Source organism: Streptomyces boninensis (assembly GCF_048572725.1).
In the GTDB taxonomy this organism is placed as follows: domain Bacteria; phylum Actinomycetota; class Actinomycetes; order Streptomycetales; family Streptomycetaceae; genus Streptomyces; species Streptomyces boninensis.
The window spans coordinates 5,819,863-5,832,777 of the sequence record NZ_CP183837.1 but is presented as its reverse complement, the minus strand read 5'-3'; the positions used below and the strand labels follow the sequence as shown (position 1 = coordinate 5,832,777).

Here is a 12,915-nt window from a genome sequence, read left to right as displayed (position 1 = left end):
CCAAAACCGACGGGCCCGCTCTCCCCGGGGGAAGAGCGGGCCCGTCTCATGCTCGTACGTCAAAGACGCGCGCGAGCTCAGGCGTCCTTGGACTCCTCGGCCGGGGCCTCGGCAGCGTCATCCGCGGCCGGGGTCTCGTCCTTGGTGAGGTCGGCCTTGGGGGCCTCCTCGGCGTCCTTGGCAGAGCGCTTCGTCGCGGCGGTGGCCTCGGCCACGGTCTCCGACTTGGCGGTCATCGCCTCGACCAGCTCGATCACGGCCATCGGGGCGTTGTCGCCACGACGCGGACCGATCTTGGTGATCCGGGTGTAGCCACCCGGGCGGTTCTCGTACCGCGGGCCGATCTCGGTGAACAGGGTGTGCACGACGCCCTTGTCCGAGATCAGCTGCATCACCTGACGGCGGTTGTGAAGGTCGCCCTTCTTCGCCTTGGTCACCAGCTTCTCCGCGTACGGACGCAGACGGCGGGCCTTGGCCTCGGTCGTCGTGATGCGGCCGTGCTCGAAGAGCGCGGTGGCCAGATTGCGCAGCATGAGACGCTCGTGTGCTGCGCCGCCGCCCATGCGGGGGCCCTTGGCGGGCTTCGGCATGATCTTTCTCCTCTGTCTCCGCACCGGCCGTATCAGGTACCGGTACGGGTCCTGCGGGGATCAGGGTCGATCCCCGTCGCGGACCCCGGGAAGCGGTCGCTTCCCGGGGAACCCGAGGCGTAAAGCCCCGGAAGTGCTAACTCAGTACTGCTCGGTCTCCACGAAACCGGCGTCCGCGTCGTCGTCGGCGCCGAAGGCGTCGGCGGCGGCGGTCGGGTCGAAGCCGGGAGGCGAGTCCTTCAGCGCCAGGCCCATGCCGGCCAGCTTCGCCTTGACCTCGTCGATCGACTTCGCACCGAAGTTACGGATGTCGAGCAGGTCCGCCTCAGACCGCGCCACGAGCTCACCCACGGAGTGGATGCCCTCACGCTTGAGGCAGTTGTACGACCGAACGGTGAGCTCCAGCTCCTCGATCGGCAGCGCCAGATCGGCGGCCAGGGCGGCATCCGTCGGGGACGGGCCCATGTCGATGCCCTCGGCGTCGATGTTCAGCTCACGCGCGAGACCGAAGAGCTCGACCAGCGTCTTGCCGGCGGACGCCATGGCGTCACGCGGACGCATGGCCTCCTTGGTCTCGACGTCGACGATCAGCTTGTCGAAGTCGGTGCGCTGCTCGACACGGGTGGCCTCGACCTTGTACGTGACCTTGAGCACAGGGCTGTAGATCGAGTCGACCGGGATCCGGCCGATCTCCTGGCCCACCTGCTTGTTCTGCACGGCGGAGACGTAGCCGCGACCGCGCTCGACGGTCAGCTCCATCTCCAGCTTGCCCTTGCCGTTCAGGGTCGCCAGGACCAGGTCCGGGTTGTGGACCTCGACGCCGGCCGGCGGGGCGATGTCAGCAGCGGTGACCACGCCGGGGCCCTGCTTGCGCAGGTACATCACGACGGGCTCGTCGTGCTCCGAGGAGACGACCAGCTGCTTGATGTTCAGGATGAGGTCGGTGACGTCCTCCTTGACGCCCGGCACGGTGGTGAACTCGTGCAGCACGCCATCGATCCGGATCGACGTCACAGCGGCGCCCGGGATCGAGGAGAGAAGGGTCCGACGGAGAGAGTTGCCGAGGGTGTAGCCGAAGCCCGGCTCCAGCGGCTCGATGACGAACCGCGACCGGTATTCCTCGACGACCTCTTCGGTCAATGAGGGGCGCTGAGCAATCAGCATGAGGTGTTGCCTCCAGTTTTGGGCGACCGCTATTTGACGCCCTAGACACTGCAAGGATACGGGCGAGGCCGTGCTGATCGCACGCCCCCGCCCGTATCCCTAATACCCGCAGGCTCTACCTAGTACTACTACTTCGAGTAGAGCTCAACGATCAGCTGCTCCTGCACCTGGGTGTCGATCACCTGGCGCTCGGGCAGGGAGTGCACGAGGATCCGGAGCGAACCGGGGATGGCCTCGAGCCACGCCGGAACGGTCTTGTCGCCGGCCTCGCCCTGCGCCACCTGGAAGGGGGTCAGGTTCTTCGAGCCGTCGCGGACCTCGATGATGTCGCTCGGTACGACACGGGCCGAGGGGATGTCGGTCTTGCGACCGTTCACCTGGATGTGGCCGTGCCGGACCAGCTGACGGGCGTGGTCGCGGGACTTGGCGAAGCCGGCCCGGTAAACCACGTTGTCGAGACGGGACTCGAGGATGCGCAGCAGGTTCTCACCGGTCTTGCCGGACTGCCGGTTGGCCTCGTTGTAGTACCCGCGGAACTGCTTCTCGAGAATGCCGTAGATGCGCGCGCACTTCTGCTTCTCGCGCTTCTGCAGCAGGTACTCGGAGTCCTTGGTGCGCCCGCGACCGTGCTCACCCGGGGGGTAAGGACGGATCTCGATCGGGCACTTTGCGCTCTCGCACTTGCTCCCCTTGAGGAAGAGCTTCTGCTTCTCCCGACGGCAACGCTTGCAGTCGGCCCCGGTGTAACGCGCCATTGTCTTTACTCTCCTACTTCAGCTGGGTCGTCAGACGCGGCGGCGCTTGGGCGGGCGGCATCCGTTGTGCGGGGTGGGCGTGACGTCCTGGATCGAACCCACCTCGAGGCCGGTGGCCTGGAGGGAGCGGATCGCGGTCTCGCGGCCGGAGCCGGGACCCTTGACGAAGACGTCGACCTTGCGCATGCCGTGCTCCTGCGCCCGGCGGGCGGCAGACTCGGCGGCCATCTGCGCGGCGAACGGCGTGGACTTACGCGAGCCCTTGAAGCCCACGTGCCCGGCCGAGGCCCAGCTGATCACGTTCCCGGTCGGGTCGGTGATCGAGATGATCGTGTTGTTGAACGTGCTCTTGATGTGGGCGTGCCCGTGAGCGACGTTCTTCTTCTCCTTGCGGCGCACCTTCTTGGCGCCGGCCGTACGGCTCTTCGGAGGCATTCGGTATTAACTCCCGTGGAGGTGGTCGGTCCTACAACAGCAAAGTGGGACCGCTGCTGTGGACTACTTCTTGCCCGGCTTCTTCTTGCCGGCGATCGCGCGACGCGGGCCCTTGCGGGTGCGAGCGTTCGTCGAGGTGCGCTGGCCGTGGACCGGCAGGCCGCGACGGTGGCGGAGACCCTGGTAGCAGCCGATCTCGACCTTGCGGCGGATGTCGGCCTGGATCTCGCGGCGAAGGTCACCCTCGACCTGCAGCTGGTTGTCCACGTAATCGCGGATCTTGACGAGGTCCTCCTCCGCCAGGTCGCGGACCCGGGTGTCCGGGTTCACGCCGGTGGCGGCGAGGGTCTTCTGGGAGAGGGTGCGCCCAATGCCGAAGACGTAGGTGAGGGCGACCTCCACGCGCTTTTCGCGCGGGATGTCGACACCTGCAACGCGTGCCATGGGATGTGGCTCCTGATTGCTATGTCGGAGGTCTGACGCAGCACCATTCCCGTAAAAATCCTTGAGCTGGAGCCTTACGAGTCGGGTCCCCAGCCTCCGAGCCGGGGGTGTCGTCCCACACAAGCGATCTGTGGGGGTCGGGTGTCTGCGTATCTGTCGTATTCGCTTATGCGTCGCGCGAAGAGTCTGCGATGAGATGCAGGTCGGCGTGCGTCAGCCCTGGCGCTGCTTGTGGCGCAGGTTGTCGCAGATGACCATGACCCGGCCGTGACGGCGGATCACCTTGCACTTGTCGCAGATCTTCTTGACGCTCGGCTTGACCTTCATTGGTTCGGAGGTCCTCCGGGTCAGTGCCCACCCCACGGGAGCGGGGTGGAGCAAGATCTACTTGTAGCGGTAGACGATCCGTCCGCGCGTCAGGTCGTACGGAGAGAGCTCCACCACGACCCGGTCGTCGGGAAGGATACGGATGTAGTGCATCCGCATCTTGCCGCTGATGTGCGCGAGGACCTGGTGCCCGTTCTGGAGCTCCACCTTGAACATGGCGTTCGGCAGAGACTCGACGACGGTGCCCTCGATCTCGATGGCCCCTTGTTTTTTGGCCATACCTGAGTGCTACACCTTCCGGATTGGCTACCTGGGGTGGTCCGTGCGGGCGCCTGAGCACACACATGGACCGACGAGCCAGTCTAAGCCACGCCGCATGAAAAGGCGAAATCGAGATTCTGCCCGAGGATCAAGATCATTATGCGGGAGTTACGCCAGCGGGTCCGGAGCGGCCGTGATGCCCAGCTCCGCGAGCTTCGCCTTGCCGCCGTCCGGGGCGGTCAGGACCAGCGGTCCGTCCTCGGTCAGGGCGACGGAGTGCTCCCAGTGGGACGACCACGTGCCGTCGTTGGTCTTCACCGTCCACTCGTCCTCGAGGACGTGGGTCTTCGGTGTGCCGAGGCTCACCATCGGCTCGATCGCGAGGCAGAAGCCGGGGATCAGCTTCGGGCCCTTGCCGCGGCGCCGCTCGACGTAGTTCAGCAGATGCGGCTCCATGTGCATCTGCGAGCCGATGCCATGGCCGCCGTAGTCCTCGATGATCCCGTATTTGCCGGAGGCCGGCCGCGGCTGCCGCCGGATATAGCCCTCGATGGCCTTGGACACGTCCACCAGCCGGGCACCTTTACGGACCGCGGCAAGACCGGCCCACATGGATTCCTCCGTGACCCGGCTGAGCTCGATCAGCTCGGGCGCATGGCCCGTACCGACAAAGACGGTGAGAGCCGCGTCACCATGCCAGCCGTCGATGATCGCGCCGGCGTCGATGGAGATGATGTCGCCGGACTTCAGCACGGTCTCCCGGTCCGGGATGCCGTGCACGACGACGTCGTTCACGGAGGTGCAGATATTGCCGGGAAAGCCGCCGTACCCGAGGAAATTCGGCTTGGCATTGTGCTCGGCGAGCACCTTTGCCGCGATCTCGTCGAGGTCCTTGGTCGAGGCACCCGGCACCGCCGCTTCGGCGCAGGCCTTGTGCATGGCAGCCACGACGAGCCCGGCCTCGCGCATCTTCGCGATCTGCTCCGGGGTCTTGATCTCGACCATGCCGTCCGCCGCCTCCTGCGTACAAAACTGCCACTAAATGAAACTCGCCCCTCCACGATACGGGGCGGAAGGCCCCGGACCGAACCGGAGGGACGAGTCGGCGGAGCTTGCCCGCAGGGCGCTAGCGCTGCGGCAGCGCGTCCATGGCCCGCTGTGTGACCTCGGCCACCGGGCCCATCGCGGAGATGGTGGTGACCAGGCCCTGCGCCTTGTAGTAATCGATGATCGGCTCGGTCTGCTGGTGATAGACCTCGAGCCGGCGCCGGACGGTGTCCTCGGAGTCGTCGTCGCGCTGGTAGAGCTCGCCGCCGCACGTGTCGCAGACGCCCTCGGTCTTGGGCGCGCTGTACTCGACGTGGAAGACGTGGGAAGAGTCGTTACGGCAGATCCGCCGGCCGGCGATCCGCTTGACGACCTCTTCCTCGGGGACCTCCAGGTCCAGCACCGCATCCAAGTTCATCGACTCGGTCTGCAGCATCTCGTCCAGCGCCACCGCCTGCGAGACATTCCGCGGGAAGCCGTCCAGCAGGAAGCCGTTCTCGGCGTCCGGCTGCTCCATGCGGTCCTTCGCCATGCCGATCGTGATCTCGTCGGGTACGAGCTGGCCCGCGTCCATGTACGACTTGGCCTCGAGCCCGAGCTCCGTCTCCTGGCTGATGTTCGCGCGGAACAGATCGCCGGTGGAGATGTGCGGGATCGACAGGTTCTTGGCAAGGTACGCGGCCTGCGTGCCCTTGCCCGCACCGGGCGGCCCGACGAGGACGATTCGCATCAGCGGAGGAACCCTTCGTAATTGCGCTGCTGAAGCTGACTCTCAATCTGCTTCACAGTCTCAAGACCGACACCCACGATGATCAGGATGCTCGTGCCACCGAACGGGAAGTTCTGGTTGGCGTTGAACATCACTAGCGCCACCGTTGGCACCAGCGCAATGAGCCCCAGATACATCGCTCCCGGCCACGTGATCCGGTTGAGCACATAGCTGAGGTACTCCGCCGTCGGTCGCCCAGCCCGGATGCCCGGGATGAAGCCACCATACTTCTTCATGTTGTCCGCGACTTCCTCGGGGTTGAACGTGATGGCCACGTAGAAGAACGCGAAGAACACGATGAGGAGGAAGTACGTGATGATGTAGTACGGGTGGTCGCCCTTGACGAAGTTCCGCGAAATCCACTGGGCCCAGCCGGCCTGCGAGTTCGTGAACTGAACGATGAGCGCCGGGATGTAGAGCAAGGACGACGCGAAGATGACGGGAATCACACCCGCCTGATTCACCTTCAGCGGGATGTAGGTGGACGTACCGCCGTACGAACGCCGGCCGATCTGGCGCTTCGCGTACTGCACGGGAATGCGCCGCTGCGCCTGCTCCACGAAGACGACAAGGCCGACCATCGCCAGGCCGAGCGCGATGACGATCGCGAACTCGCCCCAGCCGTCCATGATCTCGCCGCCCTTCTTGATGGCCCACAGCGAGCCCGGGAAGCCGGCGGCGATCGACACGAACATCATCATCGACATGCCGTTGCCGATGCCGCGGTCGGTGATGAGCTCACCGAACCACATGATCACGGCACAGCCGGCGGTCATCGTGATGACCATCGTGATCACGACGAAGATGGAGTCGTTCGGGATGATTTCGCTGTTGACGGTGCACCGCGGGAAGAGCGAGCCGCTGCGCGCGGTGGCCACCAGGCCGGTGCCCTGGAGGATCGCGAGCGCGACCGTCAGGTAGCGGGTGTACTGCGTGATCTTCGCGGTGCCTGACTGCCCTTCCTTCTTCAGCTGTTCCAGCCGGGGAATGACGACGGTCAGCAGCTGCAGGATGATGCTCGCCGTGATGTACGGCATGATCCCGAGCGCGAAGATGGTGAGCTGCAGCAGCGCGCCACCGCTGAACATGTTGACGAGCCCGAACAGCCCCTGCTGGCTGCTGGCCTCCTTCATGCACGTGTTGACGGCCTCGTAGCTGACGCCTGGGAGCGGCACATGCGCACCGAGCCGGTAGACGACGATGATGCCCAGCACGAAGAGCAGCTTCTTGCGCAGGTCGGGAGTCTGAAACGCCCGGGCGAACGCGGTGAGCACGGTGCCTCCTGCGCCCCTCGGCGGCTGCGCGAGGGGATACGGGTCTCGAAGGTTTGTAGGCCACCTGTACGGACCGAGCGTAGGGCACGCTCGAGCGCAGACGGTGGCGGCGGCGCACGCTACCTTACCTGGCTTGGCAAGCTGCCGGAATCACGATCAAGGTATGCCGCGACTCCAACTCCTCACCGCTCCCGGCCTCCGACGGCACGGGGCGCCGGCCGGGCCGCGCGGGACCCGCGACGCGACCACTTACGCCCAGTCATATGGACCGAAATCAACATTCGCCGCACTTCGCTCGCCATACAACTGGATCAACCAATTCCACTTTGCGTAACATTTACTTGACGCTCAGTGATCGCTCGTGTTCGATATGGCGAAGTTGCGTGAACAGGCATTCGGTCAGGACCAGACCGAAAACCCAAGTCGGACGCCGACCACATCCGACCCGGCCCGACGCAGCTCGCGCAACGGGGGATTCCATGGTGCGCAATCTATGGACTTCCTTCCCTGAGTTCCACCGCCATGTGCTCTCAACGGAAGGTTCAGCTATGCGCAAAACACGCCAGTTCACCGTCGTGGCAGCCGCATTTGCGACAGTTGCCGGAATCGGCATCGGCGTCGCCCCTTCAGCGAACGCAGCCCAAAAGGGAAACGGCCACTGCGCCACCAGTGAGATCTGCGTGTACCAGCAGTGGGGGCGCCACAAGAGCAAGGGCTACTACGACCTCGGCGAGCCCGAGGGGAACTTCCATGGCCAGGAGTTCATCAACACCGGGGACAATCTCAGCGACCGCATCTCGTCCTGGAAGGCCGGGCGGGGCACGTCCTGCAAGTACTTCGCCTTCTACGTCAATGTGGGTTTCCGGGGCGAACCCCTCAAGATTTCCCGCGGCACCGAAGGGAACCTGAGCGGGCCGGCCCTGGCCTATTGGGACGACGTGGCCTCTTCCTACCGCAAGCGGGAGTGCTGAGCGGGCATGCGTGCCCCCCGAGCAGTCCTCGCCGCGGCGGCGTGCGCCGGCCTGCTGGGATGCTCGGGGGGCGAGCCACCCGGCCCCCAGGGCGAAGCCCAGCGCTCCCCCGAACCCGCGGTCGCATCCGTCGAGGCTCCGCGCCTGGTCGACGGATCCGTACCACGCCCGCTGGACGCCTACGGCCCCAGCACCGCGGAAGACCTGAAGCTGCAGCACGCCGAGGTGGAGCTCGTCAACCGATGCCTGCGCCGACTGGGCTTCGTAAAGAATCCCATGAAGGCAGCGGCGGAGACCGCCCCGCCGTCAAATCTGCCCGAGTTTCTTATCTTCTCGGATTCCGCCGCCAAGAAGCGCGGTTACCACCCGTCGGAGGAAGAGCAGCGCGACTCCGACGCGGACTGGGATCGACGGGCATCCAGAACCCAAAAGGATCTGCTCGAAGGAAGGGTCGATTCCTTCCACGGGTCCACGGTGCCGAAAGACGGCTGCCTGGGTGAAGCCGGCACGGTCATTTCCGAAGGCGCCCAGCCGCCGAAGAAATTCTCGGAATCCGGCATTGAGATCAAGCGCACGTCCAACGTTCCGCCGCGCGGACTTCTCGAATCCTATATCAGCGTGATCCGCCAGGCCCTGGCCATGCAAATGCAGCACGATTCCAGGATCGTGAAGGTCATGGACAAGTGGTCGAAATGCATGTCACGCAAGGGGATCAAGAAGTACGGGACACCGGCCGAAGCCGTAAATGATCCGCGCTGGCAGGGCGCGACGGCCAGCAGAATCGAGCGCTCTGTCGCCCGCGCCGACATGCGGTGCAAGCGAGCCGTGAACTATCTCGGTGTATCGGCAGGCGTTCAATCCGCCTACGAGCAGCGGTACATCAAGCAGCACCCCGCCAAGATGGACCGACTGCGGGAGCTCAAGACCCGTTGGGTACGTAACTCCGCCACGGCACTGAAGCAATAGCGCCCGTGCCATGACACGCCGATGGCCCGGTGCCACGCTCAGGACGAGCGCGGCACCGGGCCATCACATGATGCGAACTGCGCGTCAGACAAGCTCCGTGACGGAGCCGCCGGCGGCAGCGATCTTCTCCTTGGCGGAGCCCGAGACCTTGTCGACGGTCACGGTCAGCGCCACGGTGACCTCGCCCTGGCCCAGGACCTTGACGAGGCTGTTCTTGCGCACGGCACCCTTGGCGACCAGGTCGGCCACGGTGACCTCGCCACCCTCGGGGTAGAGGGAGACGAGCTTGTCCAGGTTCACGACCTGGTACTCGGTGCGGAACGGGTTGGTGAAGCCCTTCAGCTTCGGGAGACGCATGTGGAGGGGCATCTGCCCGCCCTCGAAGCGCTCCGGAACCTGGTAGCGGGCCTTGGTGCCCTTGGTACCACGACCGGCCGTCTTACCCTTCGACGCCTCACCACGACCCACACGGGTCTTGGCGGTCTTGGCGCCCGGGGCCGGACGGAGGTTGTGGACCTTCAGCGGCTTGCTCTCGTTGGAGTCAGCCATCTCAGTCGACCTCCTCGACGCTCACGAGGTGGCGGACGGACTTGACCTGTCCGCGCACCACGGGAGAGTCCTCACGGACGACGCTGTCGTGCAGCCGGCGCAGGCCGAGCGTACGGAGCGTCTCCCGGTGGTTCTGCTTGCTCCCGATGTAGGACTTGGTCTGGGTGATCTTGAGCTGCGCCATTACGCGTTCACCCCAGCCCGCGCCCGCAGCAGAGCGGCGGGAGCAACGTCCTCCAGCGGCAGGCCACGGCGGGCGGCGATCTCCTCGGGGCGCTGCAGGCCCTTCAGAGCGGCCACCGTGGCGTGCACGATGTTGATCGGGTTCGAGGAGCCGAGCGACTTCGACAGAACGTCGTGGATGCCCGCGCACTCCAGCACGGCGCGCACCGGACCACCGGCGATAACACCGGTACCCGGAGAAGCCGGCTTGAGCAGCACGACACCCGCGGCCTCCTCACCCTGGATCGGGTGCGGAATGGTGCCCTGGATGCGGGGGACCTTGAAGAAGTTGCGCTTGGCCTGCTCAACGCCCTTGGCGATGGCGGCCGGCACCTCCTTGGCCTTGCCGTATCCGACACCCACGGTGCCGTCACCATCGCCCACTACGACCAGCGCAGTGAAGCTGAAGCGACGACCACCCTTCACAACCTTGGCGACACGGTTGATCGCGACAACGCGCTCAACGTATGCGGTCTTGTCGGCAGCAGCGTTGCCACCGTCACGGCCCTTCCGGTCCCGCCGCTCGCCGCCGCCGGCGCCGCCACCGCGGCGCTGGGGTCCAGCCATTGGTCTACCCTCTCTCAGAACTTGAGCCCGGCTTCGCGGGCCGCGTCGGCCAGAGCAGCGATGCGCCCGGCGTACTTGTTGCCACCGCGGTCGAACACGACGGCCTCAACGCCCGCCGTCTTCGCCCGCTCGGCGACCAGCGCGCCGACGGCCTTGGCCTGAGCGCTCTTGTCGCCCTCGGCGCCACGGATGGACGTGTCCAGCGACGACGCCGAGGCCAGCGTGTGGCCCTTGATGTCGTCGATGACCTGCGCCACCATGTGGCGGTTCGAGCGCGTCACGACGAGGCGCGGACGCTCCGCCGTACCCGAGACCTTCTTACGGACCCGGATGTGACGGCGCTTCGTGGCGGCACGCTTGTACGCGTCACCCTTGGCGATCTTCACACCGTATGTCATGGCTTACTTACCAGCCTTTCCGACCTTGCGGCGGATGACTTCGCCCTCGTACTTGACGCCCTTGGCCTTGTACGGGTCGGGCTTGCGCAGCTTGCGGATGTTCGCGGCGACCTCGCCGACCTTCTGCTTGTCGATGCCCTCGACGCTGAAGTGCGTCGGGTTCTCGACCTTGAAGGTGATGCCCTCGGGGGCCTCGATGAGGATCGGGTGGCTGTACCCCAGCGAGAACTCCAGGTTGGAGCCCTTCGCCAGCACGCGGTAGCCGACGCCGCTGATCTCGAGCTTCTTGACGTAGCCCTGGGTCACGCCGGTGACCATGTTCGCCACCAGCGTGCGGGACAGGCCGTGGAGGGCCTTGTTCTTGCGCTCGTCGTTCGGGCGGGAGACGACGATCTCGCCGTTCTCACCCTTGGCGACGTCGATGGGCGCTGCGACGGTGTGCGAGAGGGAGCCCTTGGGGCCCTTCACCGCGACCGTACGGCCATCGATGGTGACGTCCACACCGGCGGGAACCTGAACGGGCAGCTTGCCAATACGCGACATTGCTATTTCCTCCGTTCCCTGGTTACCAGACGTAGGCGAGGACTTCCCCACCCACGCCCTTCTTCTGCGCCTGCTGACCGGTGAGGAGACCGTGGGACGTGGAGATGATCGCCACGCCCAGGCCGCCCAGCACGCGGGGCAGGTTGGTGGACTTTGCGTAGACCCGCAGACCCGGCTTCGAAATCCGCTTGATGCCGGCGATCGAGCGCTCACGGTTCGGGCCGAACTTCAGCTCGAGGATGAGGTTCTTGCCGACCTCGGCGTCCTCGGTGCGGTAGCCGGTGATGTAACCCTCCTGCTGGAGGATTTCCGCGATGTGCGACTTGATCTTGCTGTGCGGCATGGCGACGGTGTCGTGGTACGCCGAGTTAGCGTTCCGCAGACGGGTCAGCATGTCTGCGATCGGATCGGTCATGGTCATGTGATGGCCTTCGGCCTCTCTCGCCGCGGTTTCCCGGTGCTCCGTCCCTCTCCCCTTCAATCAGGGGCGGGTGTGGTGCGGGGGACCTACGGCGTAGTAGTTCGGTCTTTGCCGAGAACTACTAGTAAGCGAAAGTGCTTACCAGGAGCTCTTGGTCACGCCCGGCAGCTCGCCGCGGTGCGCCATCTCACGAAGGCAGACACGGCACAGGCCGAACTTGCGGTACACGGAGTGCGGCCGGCCGCAGCGCTGGCAGCGCGTGTAGCCACGCACACCAAACTTGGGCTTGCGGTTGGCCTTAGCGATCAGAGCCTTCTTCGCCACGGTCAGTTCTCCTTGAACGGGAAGCCGAGGTGACGAAGCAGAGCACGACCCTCGTCGTCATTGGTCGCCGTAGTAACCACGGTGATGTCCATGCCCCGCGTACGGTCGATCTTGTCCTGGTCGATCTCGTGGAACATGACCTGCTCCGTGAGACCGAAGGTGTAGTTGCCACGGCCGTCGAACTGCTTCGGCGACAGGCCGCGGAAGTCGCGGATGCGCGGCAGCGCCAGCGACAGCAGCCGGTCCAGGAACTCCCACATGCGGTCACCGCGGAGGGTGACGTGGGCACCGATCGGCTGACCCTCACGCAGCTTGAACTGCGCGATGGACTTCCGGGCCTTGGTGACGGACGGCTTCTGGCCGGTGATCGTGGCGAGGTCCTTGATGGCACCGTCGATCAGCTTGGAGTCGCGGGCGGCGTCGCCCACACCCATGTTGACCACGATCTTGGTCAGGCCGGGGATCTGCATGACGTTCTCGTACGAGAACTCGTCCTTCAGCTTGCCGGCGATGTCGTCGCGGTAGCGCTGCTTGAGGCGCGGCGCGTTGGTGGTGGCAGTCATCAGATGTCCTCACCCGTCCGCTTGGCAACGCGAACCTTGTTGCCCTCGTCGTCGAAGCGGTAGCCGACACGGGTCACGACCTTGTTCCCGTCCTTCTCCACGACCAGCTGGACGTTGGAGACGTGGATCGGGGCCTCGGTGGTGATGATGCCGCCGGTCTTCGAACCGCGGGCGGTCTGGCCGGCCTTGGTGTGCTTCTTGACCCGGTTGACACCCTCGACCAGGACGCGCTCGTCGCGGGGGTAGGCCTGAATGACCTTGCCCTGCTTGCCGCGGTCCTTGCCGGTGATGACCTGAACCAGGTCGCCCTTCTTGATCTTCATGC

Annotated in this window: 21 protein-coding genes; 2 read left to right on the top strand and 19 right to left on the bottom strand. The window is 65.4% G+C overall.

Features of this window, described 5'->3' with window-relative positions; all coding sequences use genetic code 11:
- Positions 1 to 77: 77 nt before the first annotated feature.
- The 10 genes from rplQ to secY form a co-directional block, all read right to left on the bottom strand.
- Positions 78 to 590 carry a 50S ribosomal protein L17 gene (rplQ, locus tag ACNNMR_RS26805; protein WP_419997230.1) on the bottom strand — a complete coding sequence of 171 codons (513 nt, stop codon included), beginning with the start codon at positions 588 to 590 and terminating at the stop codon, positions 78 to 80.
- A gap of 141 nt (positions 591 to 731) precedes the next feature.
- Positions 732 to 1,754: a DNA-directed RNA polymerase subunit alpha gene (locus tag ACNNMR_RS26800; RefSeq protein WP_165233872.1), complete on the bottom strand. Its 1,023-nt coding sequence runs from the start codon at positions 1,752 to 1,754 to the stop codon at positions 732 to 734.
- Positions 1,755 to 1,882: 128 nt separating this feature from the next.
- Positions 1,883 to 2,509, bottom strand: a complete 627-nt coding sequence (gene rpsD / locus ACNNMR_RS26795; RefSeq protein WP_419997229.1) for a 30S ribosomal protein S4 — start codon at positions 2,507 to 2,509, stop codon at positions 1,883 to 1,885.
- A gap of 30 nt (positions 2,510 to 2,539) precedes the next feature.
- A complete protein-coding gene (gene rpsK, locus ACNNMR_RS26790; protein ID WP_165233882.1) occupies positions 2,540 to 2,944 on the bottom strand; it encodes a 30S ribosomal protein S11 in 405 nt (134 codons plus the stop codon).
- 63 nt (positions 2,945 to 3,007) lie between these two features.
- Positions 3,008 to 3,388 (bottom strand): 30S ribosomal protein S13, encoded by a 381-nt coding sequence (gene rpsM, locus ACNNMR_RS26785; protein ID WP_165233885.1) that lies wholly within the window; start codon positions 3,386 to 3,388, stop codon positions 3,008 to 3,010.
- 213 nt (positions 3,389 to 3,601) lie between these two features.
- Complete coding sequence (gene rpmJ / locus ACNNMR_RS26780) at positions 3,602 to 3,715, bottom strand: 50S ribosomal protein L36 (protein WP_003956441.1); 114 nt, start codon at positions 3,713 to 3,715, stop codon at positions 3,602 to 3,604.
- A gap of 57 nt (positions 3,716 to 3,772) precedes the next feature.
- A complete protein-coding gene (infA, locus tag ACNNMR_RS26775; RefSeq protein ID WP_003948620.1) occupies positions 3,773 to 3,994 on the bottom strand; it encodes a translation initiation factor IF-1 in 222 nt (73 codons plus the stop codon).
- Positions 3,995 to 4,144: 150 nt separating this feature from the next.
- Entirely contained in the window at positions 4,145 to 4,981 is an 837-nt protein-coding gene (map, locus tag ACNNMR_RS26770) for a type I methionyl aminopeptidase (protein ID WP_419997228.1), read from the bottom strand.
- Between the two features lie 121 nt (positions 4,982 to 5,102).
- A complete protein-coding gene (locus tag ACNNMR_RS26765; protein WP_419997227.1) occupies positions 5,103 to 5,753 on the bottom strand; it encodes an adenylate kinase in 651 nt (216 codons plus the stop codon).
- Positions 5,753 to 7,066 (bottom strand): preprotein translocase subunit SecY, encoded by a 1,314-nt coding sequence (secY, locus tag ACNNMR_RS26760; protein WP_419997226.1) that lies wholly within the window; start codon positions 7,064 to 7,066, stop codon positions 5,753 to 5,755. Before secY ends, ACNNMR_RS26765 begins: the two co-directional genes overlap by 1 nt.
- A gap of 548 nt (positions 7,067 to 7,614) precedes the next feature.
- On the opposite strand from secY, the gene ACNNMR_RS26755 reads away from it, so the two are divergent.
- Positions 7,615 to 8,037: a hypothetical protein gene (locus ACNNMR_RS26755; protein ID WP_419997225.1), complete on the top strand. Its 423-nt coding sequence runs from the start codon at positions 7,615 to 7,617 to the stop codon at positions 8,035 to 8,037.
- 6 nt (positions 8,038 to 8,043) lie between these two features.
- On the top strand, positions 8,044 to 9,003 hold the full coding sequence (locus tag ACNNMR_RS26750; protein ID WP_419997224.1) for a hypothetical protein: 960 nt from the start codon (positions 8,044 to 8,046) through the stop codon (positions 9,001 to 9,003).
- 84 nt (positions 9,004 to 9,087) lie between these two features.
- Here ACNNMR_RS26750 and rplO read toward each other — a convergent pair whose 3' ends face one another.
- The 9 genes from rplO to rplX all read right to left on the bottom strand — a co-directional run bounded on the left by rplO (position 9,088) and on the right by rplX (position 12,913).
- Positions 9,088 to 9,552 carry a 50S ribosomal protein L15 gene (gene rplO / locus ACNNMR_RS26745; RefSeq protein WP_419997223.1) on the bottom strand — a complete coding sequence of 155 codons (465 nt, stop codon included), beginning with the start codon at positions 9,550 to 9,552 and terminating at the stop codon, positions 9,088 to 9,090.
- A 1-nt stretch (position 9,553) separates the two neighbouring features.
- On the bottom strand, positions 9,554 to 9,736 hold the full coding sequence (gene rpmD / locus ACNNMR_RS26740; protein ID WP_419997222.1) for a 50S ribosomal protein L30: 183 nt from the start codon (positions 9,734 to 9,736) through the stop codon (positions 9,554 to 9,556).
- Positions 9,736 to 10,341, bottom strand: a complete 606-nt coding sequence (rpsE, locus tag ACNNMR_RS26735; RefSeq protein ID WP_419997221.1) for a 30S ribosomal protein S5 — start codon at positions 10,339 to 10,341, stop codon at positions 9,736 to 9,738. The genes rpmD and rpsE overlap by 1 nt, the downstream gene beginning before the upstream one ends.
- Before the next feature lie 14 nt (positions 10,342 to 10,355).
- Positions 10,356 to 10,739, bottom strand: coding sequence for a 50S ribosomal protein L18 (gene rplR, locus ACNNMR_RS26730; RefSeq protein WP_419997220.1), 384 nt, complete (start codon positions 10,737 to 10,739; stop codon positions 10,356 to 10,358).
- A 3-nt stretch (positions 10,740 to 10,742) separates the two neighbouring features.
- Entirely contained in the window at positions 10,743 to 11,282 is a 540-nt protein-coding gene (gene rplF / locus ACNNMR_RS26725) for a 50S ribosomal protein L6 (protein ID WP_419997219.1), read from the bottom strand.
- A 22-nt stretch (positions 11,283 to 11,304) separates the two neighbouring features.
- Positions 11,305 to 11,703, bottom strand: coding sequence for a 30S ribosomal protein S8 (gene rpsH, locus ACNNMR_RS26720; RefSeq protein WP_165233913.1), 399 nt, complete (start codon positions 11,701 to 11,703; stop codon positions 11,305 to 11,307).
- 138 nt (positions 11,704 to 11,841) lie between these two features.
- Positions 11,842 to 12,027, bottom strand: coding sequence for a type Z 30S ribosomal protein S14 (locus ACNNMR_RS26715; RefSeq protein ID WP_165233919.1), 186 nt, complete (start codon positions 12,025 to 12,027; stop codon positions 11,842 to 11,844).
- A 2-nt stretch (positions 12,028 to 12,029) separates the two neighbouring features.
- Positions 12,030 to 12,590: a 50S ribosomal protein L5 gene (rplE, locus tag ACNNMR_RS26710; protein WP_419997218.1), complete on the bottom strand. Its 561-nt coding sequence runs from the start codon at positions 12,588 to 12,590 to the stop codon at positions 12,030 to 12,032.
- Entirely contained in the window at positions 12,590 to 12,913 is a 324-nt protein-coding gene (gene rplX, locus ACNNMR_RS26705; RefSeq protein ID WP_419997217.1) for a 50S ribosomal protein L24, read from the bottom strand. Before rplX ends, rplE begins: the two co-directional genes overlap by 1 nt.
- Positions 12,914 to 12,915 lie beyond the last annotated feature (2 nt).

Excerpts from the sequence above, each read along its gene's own strand:
- rplQ (WP_419997230.1), bottom strand. The coding sequence starts at position 590 with ATGCCGAAGCCCGCCAAGGGCCCCCGCATGGGCGGCGGCGCAGCACAC.
- ACNNMR_RS26800 (WP_165233872.1), bottom strand. The coding sequence starts at position 1,754 with ATGCTGATTGCTCAGCGCCCCTCATTGACCGAAGAGGTCGTCGAGGAA.
- rpsD (WP_419997229.1), bottom strand. The coding sequence starts at position 2,509 with ATGGCGCGTTACACCGGGGCCGACTGCAAGCGTTGCCGTCGGGAGAAG.
- rpsK (WP_165233882.1), bottom strand. The coding sequence starts at position 2,944 with ATGCCTCCGAAGAGCCGTACGGCCGGCGCCAAGAAGGTGCGCCGCAAG.
- rpsM (WP_165233885.1), bottom strand. The coding sequence starts at position 3,388 with ATGGCACGCGTTGCAGGTGTCGACATCCCGCGCGAAAAGCGCGTGGAG.
- rpmJ (WP_003956441.1), bottom strand. The coding sequence starts at position 3,715 with ATGAAGGTCAAGCCGAGCGTCAAGAAGATCTGCGACAAGTGCAAGGTG.
- infA (WP_003948620.1), bottom strand. The coding sequence starts at position 3,994 with ATGGCCAAAAAACAAGGGGCCATCGAGATCGAGGGCACCGTCGTCGAG.
- map (WP_419997228.1), bottom strand. The coding sequence starts at position 4,981 with ATGGTCGAGATCAAGACCCCGGAGCAGATCGCGAAGATGCGCGAGGCC.
- ACNNMR_RS26765 (WP_419997227.1), bottom strand. The coding sequence starts at position 5,753 with ATGCGAATCGTCCTCGTCGGGCCGCCCGGTGCGGGCAAGGGCACGCAG.
- ACNNMR_RS26755 (WP_419997225.1), top strand. The coding sequence starts at position 7,615 with ATGCGCAAAACACGCCAGTTCACCGTCGTGGCAGCCGCATTTGCGACA.
- ACNNMR_RS26750 (WP_419997224.1), top strand. The coding sequence starts at position 8,044 with ATGCGTGCCCCCCGAGCAGTCCTCGCCGCGGCGGCGTGCGCCGGCCTG.
- rplO (WP_419997223.1), bottom strand. The coding sequence starts at position 9,552 with ATGGCTGACTCCAACGAGAGCAAGCCGCTGAAGGTCCACAACCTCCGT.
- rpmD (WP_419997222.1), bottom strand. The coding sequence starts at position 9,736 with ATGGCGCAGCTCAAGATCACCCAGACCAAGTCCTACATCGGGAGCAAG.
- rpsE (WP_419997221.1), bottom strand. The coding sequence starts at position 10,341 with ATGGCTGGACCCCAGCGCCGCGGTGGCGGCGCCGGCGGCGGCGAGCGG.
- rplR (WP_419997220.1), bottom strand. The coding sequence starts at position 10,739 with ATGACATACGGTGTGAAGATCGCCAAGGGTGACGCGTACAAGCGTGCC.
- rplF (WP_419997219.1), bottom strand. The coding sequence starts at position 11,282 with ATGTCGCGTATTGGCAAGCTGCCCGTTCAGGTTCCCGCCGGTGTGGAC.
- rpsH (WP_165233913.1), bottom strand. The coding sequence starts at position 11,703 with ATGACCATGACCGATCCGATCGCAGACATGCTGACCCGTCTGCGGAAC.
- rplE (WP_419997218.1), bottom strand. The coding sequence starts at position 12,590 with ATGACTGCCACCACCAACGCGCCGCGCCTCAAGCAGCGCTACCGCGAC.
- rplX (WP_419997217.1), bottom strand. The coding sequence starts at position 12,913 with ATGAAGATCAAGAAGGGCGACCTGGTTCAGGTCATCACCGGCAAGGAC.